9 protein-coding genes are annotated in these 12,381 nt (G+C 64.5%); 2 read left to right on the top strand and 7 right to left on the bottom strand.

Translation table 11 applies throughout. The features are described 5' to 3' along the window. The 7 genes from M2395_RS06210 to M2395_RS06240 form a co-directional block, all read right to left on the bottom strand. Positions 1-1,353, bottom strand: a complete 1,353-nt coding sequence (locus tag M2395_RS06210) for a 3-oxoacyl-ACP reductase (RefSeq protein WP_123430801.1) — start codon at positions 1,351-1,353, stop codon at positions 1-3. 30 nt (positions 1,354-1,383) lie between these two features. After that, entirely contained in the window at positions 1,384-3,933 is a 2,550-nt protein-coding gene (locus M2395_RS06215; protein WP_123430802.1) for an acyl-CoA dehydrogenase, read from the bottom strand. A 278-nt stretch (positions 3,934-4,211) separates the two neighbouring features. After that, on the bottom strand, positions 4,212-5,660 hold the full coding sequence (locus tag M2395_RS06220; RefSeq protein ID WP_015635564.1) for an outer membrane protein transport protein: 1,449 nt from the start codon (positions 5,658-5,660) through the stop codon (positions 4,212-4,214). A gap of 122 nt (positions 5,661-5,782) precedes the next feature. Beyond that, positions 5,783-6,289 carry an alkane oxidation protein activator PraB gene (praB, locus tag M2395_RS06225; RefSeq protein ID WP_011061226.1) on the bottom strand — a complete coding sequence of 169 codons (507 nt, stop codon included), beginning with the start codon at positions 6,287-6,289 and terminating at the stop codon, positions 5,783-5,785. A 132-nt stretch (positions 6,290-6,421) separates the two neighbouring features. Next, positions 6,422-6,913, bottom strand: coding sequence for an alkane oxidation protein activator PraA (gene praA / locus M2395_RS06230; RefSeq protein ID WP_015635562.1), 492 nt, complete (start codon positions 6,911-6,913; stop codon positions 6,422-6,424). Positions 6,914-7,054: 141 nt separating this feature from the next. Further along, positions 7,055-8,347 carry an alkane 1-monooxygenase gene (locus M2395_RS06235; RefSeq protein WP_011061224.1) on the bottom strand — a complete coding sequence of 431 codons (1,293 nt, stop codon included), beginning with the start codon at positions 8,345-8,347 and terminating at the stop codon, positions 7,055-7,057. Positions 8,348-8,642: 295 nt separating this feature from the next. Continuing rightward, a complete protein-coding gene (locus M2395_RS06240; protein ID WP_015635560.1) occupies positions 8,643-9,638 on the bottom strand; it encodes an alpha/beta fold hydrolase in 996 nt (331 codons plus the stop codon). 268 nt (positions 9,639-9,906) lie between these two features. On the opposite strand from M2395_RS06240, the gene M2395_RS06245 reads away from it, so the two are divergent. Further along, complete coding sequence (locus tag M2395_RS06245; RefSeq protein ID WP_123430803.1) at positions 9,907-11,475, top strand: NAD(P)/FAD-dependent oxidoreductase; 1,569 nt, start codon at positions 9,907-9,909, stop codon at positions 11,473-11,475. Then, a complete protein-coding gene (locus tag M2395_RS06250) occupies positions 11,462-12,361 on the top strand; it encodes an SDR family oxidoreductase (protein WP_011061221.1) in 900 nt (299 codons plus the stop codon). Before M2395_RS06245 ends, M2395_RS06250 begins: the two co-directional genes overlap by 14 nt. Positions 12,362-12,381 lie beyond the last annotated feature (20 nt).

Genomic DNA, 12,381 nt, shown 5'->3' on the forward strand with positions numbered 1-12,381 from the left:
TCAGGCCCCCAGCAGGCTTTGCCCGCAGACGCGGACCACCTGTCCATTGATCCCGCCGGAGGCCGGATGGGCCAGCCAGGCGATGGTTTGCGCCACGTCCTCGGCCTGCCCGCCCTGGTTCATGGAGTTCATGCGCCGCCCGGCCTCGCGGATCATCAGCGGGATCTTCGCGGTCATCTGGGTTTCGATAAAACCCGGGGCCACGCCATTGACGGTGATCTGCTGGCGCGCCGCCAAAGGGGCGAGGTTCTGCACCAGGCCGATGACCCCGGCCTTGGAGGTGGCGTAGTTGCTCTGCCCGAGGTTGCCGGCGATCCCGGAAATCGACGAGACGCAGACGATGCGCCCGCCGGGATTCAGGCCCTGGCCTTCCAGCAGCGCCTGGCTGAGCAGCAGCGGCGCTTCCAGGTTGACCGCCATGACCTTGCGCCACGCTGCCTCGGTCATCTTCGCCAGGGTCTTGTCCTGGGTGATGCCGGCGTTGTGCACCACGATATCGAAGGCGCCGTGCTCGCCGACGAACTCCAGCAGGCGTTGCCCGGCGTTGGCCGCGGTGATGTCCAGGGCCAGGGCGCTGCCCTTGATCCCGGCAGCCGCCTGCTGCAGCTCGGCCTCGCTCTGGGGAATGTCCAGGCACACCACCTGGGCGCCCTCCCGGGCCAGGACCTTGGCAATGGCCAGGCCGATGCCGCGGCAGGCCCCGGTGACCAGTGCCCGGCGCCCGCCCAGGGGCTGTTGCCAATCGATGTGCCGGGGCACTTCCACCGGTTCGCCGATGCGCACCACCTGCCCCGATACATAGGCCGAGCGGCGCGACAGGAAGAACCGCAGGCTGCTGTCCAGCTCGGCTTCGGCGCCGGGCTCGACGTACAGCAACTGCACCGTGATGGCCCGACGCAGCTCCTTGCCCAGGGAACGCACGAAGCCTTCCAGGGCCCGTTGCGCCACCGCCTGGGCCAGTTCCTTGCAGTGCTCCGGCGGCGTACCCAGCACCAGCACCCGGCCGTGGGCAGTCAGGCGCCGCACATTGGCGTGGAAGAAGCGGTACAGCTCGTCCAGCTGGGCGATGTCGGCCACCCCACTGGCATCGAACACCAGGCCCTGGACCTTCACCGTGGAAGGCGCGGTGATGCTTGCGGCCTGGGCCGCCACGGTGTCGGTGGCGGCGAAGATCCGTTGCAGCTCGCCCAGCAGGCGCCCCTCGGGCGCTGCGGCGAGGACCACCGGGTTGAGCAGGTTGCCGCCCTGCCCCTCGCGGTGCCGTTGCAGCGGCACCGGTTGCGGCAGGCCGGAGCGCTGGGCCAGCCAGCGGCCCCAGCCGGAATTGACGAACGAAAGATAACCGTCAGACATAAAAAGATCCCGATCCAATCCTGTAGAGGGTCAATAGGCCGAATCGCTGGCGGCCACCGCGTCTTCGCTGCTGGCCGCGCGTTTGCGCGAGGCCGGCTTGGCGCTTTGTTCGAAGTGAGCCTGACGCTGTTGCAGGGCTTCGAGCAGACCGAAGTCCTGGGGGAAATCGTCGACCTGGATCGCGTGGTCGCCGTATTCCACATAGCGCCCCAGCAGCTCGTCCTCGTCCGGGCTGATCAGTTGCAGCTCCAGGGCCTTGACCCGCCAGATCACGAAGGCCTCGCGGGAGATCGGCAACGGTGCCAGGCTGCCCTGCTTGATCGCCGGCTTGAGCCGCGCCTCGATCAGGTCCACCTGTGGCTGCAAGCGGAACGCCAGTTCGCCATAGGCCAGCTTGTCGATGTCCGGCTGCGGGATGTAGGAGTCGGCCAGCAGGCGGTCGCGGGTCGGGCCCGGGGTCTGCACCAGTTCGGCGACTTGCGCCAGCAGGCGGTCCGACGGCTTGCGCTGGGGAATTCCCAGGGGAAAGCTCAGGCCACGGATGATCCGCGCGGCAGCCTTGGACGGATAGTTGTCCAGCACTTCGGCCAGGGCTTCATGGGCCCGCAGCAGGCAGTCCTGGGCGGCCCAGTGCACCAGCGGCAGGTCGGCCTGCGGCCGGCCATCGTCCTCGAAGCGCTTCAACACGCAGGACAGGATGTACAGCTGGGACAGAATGTCCCCCAGGCGCCCGGTGATGCTTTCCTTGCGCTTGAGGGCACCGCCCAGCACGCCCATGGAAATGTCCGAGGCCAGGGCCAGCACCACCGACAGACGCTGGATCTGCCGGTAATAGGCGGCCAGGGCCTTGTCAGTGTTGCCCGGGGCCTTGATCAGGCGCCCGCCAGTGACCGCATGCACCGCGGCGCGCACGGTGTTGGCGAAGACGAAGCTGATATGGCCGAACATCGCGCTGTCGAACGCTTCCAGGCCCTTGCGCCCGGTATCCCGGGCCGCTTCCATCTCGCGAAAGACATAGGGATGGCAACGGATCAGCCCCTGGCCGTAGATGATCAGGCAGCGGGTCATGATGTTCGCGCCTTCCACGGTGATGGCGATCGGGCTTTGCTGGTAGGCCCGGGCCAGGAAGTTGTTGGGCCCCATGCAGATGCCCTTGCCGGCAACGATGTCCATGCCGTCATTGACCATGGCCCGGGCGCGCTCGGTGACGTGGTACTTGGCGATGGCCGAGATCACCGAGGGCTTCTCGCCGGCATCCAGGGACGCCACCGAGACCTTGCGCACCGCGTCGCAGGCATACAGGTGCCCGGCCATGCGGGCCAGGGGCGCCTGCACCCCTTCGAACTTGCCGATGGGCAGGCCGAACTGCTTGCGCATCGCCGCGTAGGCCGTGGTGCCGCGCACCGCCACCTTGCCCAGGCCGACGTTGGCCGAGGGCAGGGAAATGGCGCGCCCGGCGGCCAGGCATTCCATCAGCATGCGCCAGCCGTTGCCCACCTGGTCGCCACCGCCGATCACCCATTCCAGGGGGATGAACACATCCTTGCCGGTGGTCGGGCCATTCTGGAACACCGCGTTCAGCGGCCAGTGGCGCCGCCCGGTATTGACCCCGGGATGAGTGGTGGGAATCAGCGCGCAGGTGATCCCCAGGCTGCCCTGGGTGCCCAGCAGGCCGTCCGGGTCCTCGGCGCGAAACGCCAGGCCCAGCACCGTGGCGATCGGGCCCAGGGTGATGTAGCGCTTGTCCCAGGTAACCCGGAAGCCCAGCACTTCCTGGCCCTCGAACTGGCCCTTGCAGACCACGCCGGTATCGGGAATGGCCCCGGCGTCGGAGCCGGCATAGGGGCTGGTCAGGGCGAAGCAGGGAATGTCTTCGCCCCGGGCCAGGCGCGGCAGGTAATGCTGGCGCTGGGCCTCGGTACCGTAGTGCAGCAGCAGTTCGGCCGGGCCCAGGGAGTTGGGCACCATCACCGAGATTGCCGCCGCCGAGCAGCGGGTGGAAAGTTTCATCACCACTTGGGAGTGAGCGTAATGGGAGAAGCCTTTGCCGCCGTACTGCTTGGGAATGATCATCCCCAGGAAGCCGGCGTCCTTGGTGTATTGCCAGGCCTTGGGCGACAGGTCCTGCCAGACCTGGGTGGTTTCCCAGTCGTTGGCCATGTCGCACAGGGTTTCCACTTCGTTGTCCATGAACGCCTGCTCTTCGGCGCTCAGGCTGGCCGGCGCGGCGCCTATCAGGCGCGACCAGTCGGGCTTGCCGCTGAACAGCTCGGCATCCCACCAGACCGTGCCGGATTCGATGGCCGCGCGCTCGGTGTCGGACATGGCCGGCATGATCTTGCGGAACATGACCAGGGCACGACGGGTGAGCAAGGCCCGACGCAGCGGCTTGACGCTCAGCAGCGCAGCCGGCAGCACCACCAGCAGCGCCGCGAGGCTGATGCCCAGCGAGCCCACCAGGCCCAACCAGTGCCCTGCCCCCAGCCAGACCAGGGCCGAGCCCAGCCACCAGGATGCCGGGGCCTGCCGATAGGCCAGTGCGAACGCAGCGGCGAGTCCCACCAATAACCAGACAATCATGGAATACCTCTCTTGTTCTATGCAGACGACCACTTGGAGCCTGGGCGTTGTGCCGGCCCCTCGAAGATCACCCTACAAAGGAAACTGCCGCGTTTCAAATTTTATTTTTAAATATTGTTTTGAGTGATTTCAGCAACGCACAACGGCCGAACGATGTCAGCCAGGGCTTGGGGAAATGGCAGGTCAAGACGGGTCCTGGGGTGACCCGTCCCGCCGACGGCAGTAGCACAATCCCTTTGTACTGCCGTTATCTCGAGGCGTGGGTAAGGCCTTTACCCTCAGAAGTGATAGGTCGCGGAGAGACTCACCACCTCGCCCTTGGCGTCGACCTTGCCATCCAGGCGCGAGGCACCGAGACGGTCCACGTTCTGGGTCTTGATCTTGGCTTCCTTGACGAATTGCCGGGAATAGGCGCCGTCGATGGTCAGGCCGGGGATCGCCCTGATGTCATAGCCGAAGCCCAAGGAAGTGAACCAGCGATCGTTGTCGGGAATCCGCGGGTCACGTGTGCTGTTACGGGTTGGTGTCTGGTCGTACGCCACACCGGCCCGCAGGGTCAGCTGGTCGGTGAAGCGGTAGTCGCCACCCAGGGAATACATCATGGTGTCTTTGTACTTGTACGGGATGGAGACCAGGGTATTGCCATCGGACTTCAGGGTCAGGTCCTTGAACGACGACCATTGGGTCCACAGCATGCTGGCACCCAGGGTGAAGCGGTCATCGAACACGTGCACCCAGTCCAGCCCGGCGGAGGCTGGAATGTCCAGCTGGGCACTGGCGTTGGCGCCATCCGGGTTCAGCTTCAGGCCGGGATAGGCCAGTTCCACCAGGCTTTCACCATTGGGCCCGGCCGGTTGGGTCATGTACTGGCGGCCTACCGCGTCGGCACGCACGTTGTACTTGCCGTCCATCTTGTTCTTGATCTTGGCGTGGTAGTTCAGGCCCAGGGTGTCGCGGTCGGTGGGTTTCCAGACCACGCCGGTGAACCAGCCTACCGAGGTATTGTCCACCTTGACCCGCATCAGGTTCGCCCCGACGCCGGATGGCAGCGGGATCCCGCCCAGGCCGGGAGATACCGCCGCGGCACCGGTCAGGTTGAGGTTCTGGCTGACGAAGCCCTTGCTGTGCTGGACGATGACCCCGGCACCCAGGGAGAAGTCGTCATTGACCTTGAACGACAGCGAGCCGGTCAGGCCCACGGTCTCGATCTTGGTATCCACCGAAAAGTCGCGGATCTTGGAATTGTCGTTGTCCCAGGTGCTGCGCATGCCCATGGGCACGACCTGGCTCAGGCCGAAGGCAAACTGATCGTTGATCGGCATTACCATGAAGCCGGTCGGCAACCAGGCGGTGAAGCCGCCCTGGCCACCATTGCCCTCCAGGGGCACCGGGCCACCGGTGGGGACGCCGGACGCATCCACCGGCAAGGTGGTGGCCGGATTCCCTTGATAATCGTAGGCATCGCCTTTGTATTTCATCTTGATGCGGGCGTAGTCGACCGTCATCTGTGCCACGTTCTGATCGATAAACGCCATGGCCGCCGGGTTGTTGTAAGCCGCGCTGGGGTCGTTCTTGAACAACGAACCACCACCGAAGGCCCGGCCCCATCCGGGAGCGCCGTAGGTAGGCGTGGTGAAGCCGCCTGCCTGAACAGTGCCGATCGCACCAAAGCCCCCCAACAGGGCGAGTGCCACCGCGATCTGCAACTGTTGTTTCTTATTATTCATGCCCCACTCCTTATTATTATCGATAGCAACCGACACTACAGGGCCCTCCTGATCTGCAGATCACCGCCTCTTGCGAGGCGGTGTCCTTCAGCGGGTGATCAGCCCTTGGTTCCAGATAACGCTTAAATCACGCTGACCTGTGGCGACGGCTTGGCGTTCAGCACATCCACGGAGCAGCCACCGCTCAGGGTCTGAGGCGTGCTCAGGCTCAGCGAGTGAGTCACGTTGCTCCAGGCCACGTTGATGGTGGTCGGACCGCAGTTGGTGGCAGGGAAGAAGGAAATGGTGTAACCCACGTTGGTCACGGTACCTGCGGTGGTGCTGGAGGCACTCAGGGTCCATGGCAAGCCAGTGATCTTCGGCAGGTTGCACAGCGCGTTGCTGCCGCTGACGGTGGCGCCGGTGATGCTGGCCACGCCGCCGGCGATGTTGCCGCTGAAGTTGATGTTGCAGGTCACGGGCTGGTTGAACGAGGACGGCGAGCGCACGGTGATGGTGCCGCCAGGGGTAGTGAACGGACCATCCGGGTTCGCACCATCAATGGCGATGGATGCAGCGCTGGCCATGGAAGCAGCTCCCAAGCAGGCAACGATGGCGGTGGCGGACACGAGAGTTTTGATGCCTTTCATTGTTGTTTTTCCTCACATGTATGGCGATTCATTTCGCCGGGGTAATGGCCTTGAGCGAGACGACACGGAGAACAGCGACCGAGCTTCCCTTTCCAGCCAAATCTTCAATTCGATAAAGGTGTGACGTGCGCGTCAGGGTGCAACCCGGAACGTGGGTGGCATCTGGATCGATACGGTCTTGATGGTGCAGCCACCGTCGAGGCTGACCTGGGCCGCTTCGAGTTTTCCGGTGCTGTTGTTCCAACTGCCTTCGGCGGTGGACGGCCCGCAGTCGCCGCCCACCAGGGGCGCGTGCACGGTGACCTGGATACCCGACATGGCGCCGCTGGTTTCGTCCTTGGCGATCAGCTTCCAGGGCAGGTGCGTGGCTTCCACCTGGCCGCACTTGAGGCCGCCGCTGAAGTCGACTTTCTCGACGCTGGCGAAGCTGCCGTCGGGGCTGACCTTGCCGCTGACCTGGATGGTGCAGTCGGCATTGATGATGCTCTTGGCAAAGCTGATGGGGCCCTTGGCGGTGAACTCGGTATTGGCCGGTTCAATGCGCGCGGCTTCGGCGGCGCCCATCAGGGAGATCCCCACCAGGACCACGAACAACTGGGCAGTGAATAGCGGTGAAATAGACATCCGTGACTTCCTTACAGTTGCTTATTGTTGTTGTCGGTCAACTTGCTTAAGGACTGCCTACTGCGTTGCTCACCCTTCAAGCGGGCACATCACAGGCGAACACGACCGGTTCACCAGCACTTGAAGGGGTGAGCGGTACAACTAAAGAGCGGTGTCTGAATCGGTGTTGCTGAAGCCGTAGCGCTTGAGCAGCTCGTCACGCTTGGCCGGGTGCATGTTGGCCAGGCGTACATCACCCGAGTAGTGCGCCAGCACCCGGTGGTCCATCAGGCGCCGCCAGAGGGCCGGCACATAGGCCCAGACGATCATGGTGGCGTAGCCATAGGGCAGCTGTGGCGACTCGTCGAAGTGACGCAAGGCCTGATACGCACGGGTCGGGTTGGCGTGGTGGTCGGAGTGGCGCTGCAACTGGAACAGGAAGATGTTGGTGACGATCCGGTTGCTGTTCCAGGAGTGGCGCGGCGAGCAGCGTTCATAGCGGCCGTTGGGCTGTTTCTGGCGCAGCAGACCGTAGTGCTCGACGTAGTTGACCACCTCCAGCAGAGAGAAGCCGTAGATCCCCTGGATCACCAGGAAGGGAATCACCGCCGCCCCCAGCCAGGCGATCAGCACGCCCCACAGCACCACGCTGTACAGCCAGGCGCTGAGCACGCCGTTCTTCCAGTGCAGGGTCGGCAGGCCGAGTTTTTCCAGGCGCTGGCTTTCCAGATGCCAGGCCGAACTCAGGCTGAACCACACGGTACGCGGTAGGAAACTCCAGAAGGATTCGCCCAGGCGCGAACTGGCCGGGTCCTCCGGGGTGGCCACCCGCACATGGTGGCCGCGGTTGTGCTCGACGAAGAAGTGCCCGTAGAACGTCGAAGCCAGGGCCAGCTTGGCCAGGAACTTGGCCATCCCGCGGTTCTTGTGCCCCAGCTCATGAGCGATGTTGATGGCAATGCCGGTGGCCGCGCCAGTGGACATCGCCATGCCCAGGTAGGTGAACCAGCCGATACTGCCGTGCAGTTGCGCACGCTCGGTGAGGAAGGCGGCGAAGCTCGCCAGGCTGCCTTGCAGGTGCAGTTGTTCACTCAGTTGCAGCAGGCCGCCGGCGATGATCCAGTCCACCCCGCTGATGGCCATCCAGGCGGTCACCACCAAAGACAGTACCGATAGCACGGCACAGCTGTAGACGATAAAGCGGTAGTAGGGTTGTTTTTCCAGATCGGGAACGGCGGATTCAGGCGGGTTGCTGGCATCTTCCCCCATCAGGCCGTCAATCAGCGGGATCAGGCCGAAGATCACCAGGACCCCGCTCCACCAGAACACTTGCACCCCGGTGGTGAGGGCAAAGATCCCCGACAGCAGAGGGGTGATCATGGGCAAGGTGCCCAGCCACCACAGGTGACGCTTGCTATCGGTCCAGACGCCGGGTGCCGCCACGGAAACAGTCATGGCAGCCTCCGCAGGATGGCAGTCGAAACAGGTGCTATAAAGGACAGCGCGGCTGCGCTGTGCCGAGCGTGAAGGGATGAAAAAACAAAAGCGTGAAATGGCGTTATTTTCATTATTTTTAATCGCTCAATTGCACTTTCAAAAAAAACATTCAAAACATTTTTTTAAAAAAATAGCTCGGGTTCGTTAGCTCGTCAACTATTTTTTCGGCTTGTTTCGAATGTCGCCCGTGAAGCATTTACAGCTGCTGTCGACGCCGCGGCAGGGGCGCTCGAAACCGCCCCCCACCACGCCCTCAACTTGCTCTTGAAGCCGCGAACGGCGGGTGCAGGATGGTTGCGCTGCGTTGTGGCGCAGCCTGGGAAGCGACGTGCTGGACCATGGCCACCACCCGCTCGACTGCGCTGATGGGCAACATGTGGCCCCGGCCCTGGACGATCTCCAGGGACAGCCCCGGCACCTTGCCGACCATTGACTCACCGTGCCGGCGGTAACTGAGCACCGGGTCCGCCGAGCCATAGATCAGCCCTACCGGCAGCTTCAGGCTGGGGTAATGCTTGACCATGCCCGGCAGCGAACGGTTGACCACGGCGATTTCGCTGGAGGCGTTGTAGAAGCTGTCCGAACGCATCCCCAGCAACCCGCCGCCACGCTCGGCGAAATCCTCGGGCACCGGGTCCGGGGCGAACACCGACTTGACCAGGCCACGGCGCCCGAGCATGGCCATGGGCGCCGCCAGGGTCAGGGACATCCAGCGCCGCAGGAAAGCCGGGCGCACTGCCAGGGACAGGAACACCAGCGGCAACATGCGCTGCGGATGGGTCAAGGGGGCCACCAGGATCAGTCCGGACACCGATTGCCGATGGTCCAGGGCCAGGGACAGCGCCACCGCACCGCCCAGGGAATGCCCCAGCACCAGCGGCTGGCCCAGGTCCAGGGTACGAATGAACCTGGCCACCAGGCTGGCCTGGGCCGGCAGGTCTGCCGCGGCGCCCCGGGCCCGGGTGGAATAGCCCGAACCGGGACGATCGATGGTGATCACCCGGAAGCGTTCGCGCAGTTGCGGGGCCAGGGAGTGGGTCAGGTTGCGCCCGCAGCCGGTCAGGCCATGGATCATCAATAGCGCCGGGCCCCTGCCCTCATCGGTGTAGTGAATGCGCTCGCCACCGACCTCGAGAAAGCGTCCGTTGATCGGAACCTGGCTTTCAATCCGGCGGTTGATACGAAAACTCACCACCCAGAGCACCGCACTGACCGCCAGGAATACCGCTGCCGCTACCAGCCACTCCATAACCCGCCCCCTCAGCTTCCCTGCGCCGTTCGCCCGTGATCGGAATGACCTGGCGGTGTGGCGTGTCGCCCTGGCCTGGTGCCGCCTGTGACGCCTCACCCATGGCCTGGATGAGCCCCGCAAAATCCACAGGCGACCAGCGCAGGTGACATTTTCAGGTAATTTATTTAAATTAATTTTTAAAACATTATTTTAAATTGTGCAATCCTGAGTTTTCACCCACTGACGAAAGTCACCCAGCAGCATCATTACAATCGAGGTACACACCATGAATGCGTACTCGCCACCCAACGACCCCGAGGTCGTTGACATCGCCATCATCGGCGCCGGCTTCGCCGGGCTGTGCATGGCGATCAAGCTCAAGCAAGCGGGGATAGAGGATTTCTTCGTCGCCGAACACGCCGCGTCCCTGGGGGGCACCTGGCGCGACAATCACTACCCCGGCTGCGCCTGCGACGTGCAATCCCACGTTTATTCCTTCTCTTTTGCGCCCAACCCGAACTGGACCCGGCAGTTCGCGCCCCAGCCGGAAATCCGCGAATACCTGGAAAACTGCGCCCGGGATTTCGCCCTGGCGCCCTACCTGCACTTCAACATGGGCCTGCAACAGGCGGTCTTCGATGAAGCCCGGGAGCGCTGGCACCTGCGCTTCAGCAATGGTCGGGAAGTCAGTGCGCGGGTACTGATCTCCGGCATGGGTGGCCTGTCGCGCCCGGCGATCCCGGACATCCCCGGGCTCGACACCTTCACCGGCAAGCGGTTTCACTCCCAGCAGTGGGATCACCGCTACGCCCTGCAAGGCAAGCGGGTGGCGGTGATCGGCACCGGCGCCAGCGCCATCCAGTTCGTGCCGAAAATCGCCCCGCGGGTGGCTCAGCTCAAGCTGTTCCAGCGCACCCCGCCGTGGATCATGCCCAAGCCCGACCGCGAGCTCAGCGCGGTGGAACGCTGGGCCTTCAAGCACCTGCCCTTCACCCAGCGGCTGGTGCGCTCGGCGCTGTACTGGGCCCTGGAAAGCCGGGTGATCGCCTTCGCCCGCCGGCCCAGACTGATGAAAGTGGTGCAGCGCGTGGCCCTGCGCCATCTGCGCAAACAGGTGCCCGACCCGATGCTGCGCCAGCGCCTGACCCCGGACTACACCATCGGCTGCAAGCGCATCCTGATCTCCAACGACTACTACCCGGCCCTGACCCGGGGCAACGTGCGGCTGATCACTGATGACATCCAGCGCATCGACGGCGACGCGGTGATCACTGCAGACGGCAGCCGCCACCCCGTGGACTGCATCATCTTCGGCACCGGTTTCCAGGCCACCGACCCGATCCCCCGGGGCCTGCTGTTCGGCCGCCACGGCCAGGACCTGATGGACAGCTGGGCCCGGGGCGCCCACGCCTACCTGGGCACCTGCCTGCCGGGCTTTCCGAATTTCTTCATGATCGTCGGCCCCAACACCGGCCTGGGGCACAACTCGATGATCCTGATGATCGAGGCCCAGGTGGACTACATCCTCAAGGCCCTGGGCCAGATGCAGCGCGAACGTATCGCCAGCATCGAAGTCCGGCCCCAGGTCGAAAGCCAGTACAACCAGCGCCTGCAGCAGCGCCTGGCCGGGGCCATCTGGTCCACCGGGGGCTGCCGCAGCTGGTACCTGGACCCGCGCAGCGGGCAGAACACCACCCTCTGGCCGGGCTCCACCTGGAGCTTCAAGAAGACCTTGCAGCACTTCGAGCTGCAGGACTACCAGGCCAGCCACCTGCCCCACACCCAGCCCGCCGCCGCACCGGCCGCCGCGCGCCCCCTGCACCTTGAAGAGGCCGCTCTCAATGAAAAACTTTAACGGTAAAGTCGCCGCCATCACCGGCGCCGCCTCCGGCATGGGCCGCGCCCTGGCCGTCGCCCTGGCCCGTGAGGGCTGTCACCTGGCCCTGGCCGACAAGAACCCCCAGGGCCTGGCACAGACCGTGGCCCAGGCCCGGGCCGCGACCCTGTTGCCGCTGCGCATCAGCAGCCAGGAACTGGACGTCGGCGACCGCGAAGCGATGTTCGCCTGGGCCGCCGCCAGCGCCGCCGAACACGGCCAGATCAACCTGATCTTCAACAACGCCGGAGTGGCGCTGTCGAGCACCGTGGAAGGTTCGAGCCTGGCGGACCTGGAGTGGATAGTGGACGTCAACTTCTGGGGCGTGGTCCACGGCACCCAGGCCTTCCTGCCCTACCTCAGGCAATCCGGCGACGGCCATATCATCAACACCTCCAGCGTCTTCGGGCTGTTCTCCCAGCCTGGCATGAGCGGCTACAACGCCACCAAGTTCGCCGTGCGCGGCTTTACCGAATCCCTGCGCCAGGAGCTGGACCTGCAAGGCCACGGGGTCTCCGCCACCTGCGTGCACCCGGGGGGCATCCGCACGGATATCGCCCGCACCAGCCGCATCAGCGACAACGTCAAGGGTTTCCTGATCGACAACGAGCAGCAGGCACGGGACGACTTCGAAAAACTCTTCATCACCTCCGCCGAAACCGCCGCCAAGGTGATCCTGCTGGGGGTGCGCAAGAACAAGCGCCGGGTGCTGATCGGCCGCGACGCGCACTTGCTCGACCTGTTCATCCGCTTGCTGCCCAGCGCCTACCAGGCCCTGGTGGTGTGGGCCAGCCGGCGCATGGCGCCCAAGCCGGGCAAGACGCGGCCGGCGGTCTACGAGCCCCAGGACGAACGCGGCCTGTAGCGCCGCCCACCCTTTTTCAT

The organism is Pseudomonas sp. BIGb0176 (assembly GCF_024810175.1).
Lineage (GTDB): Bacteria > Pseudomonadota > Gammaproteobacteria > Pseudomonadales > Pseudomonadaceae > Aquipseudomonas > Aquipseudomonas protegens.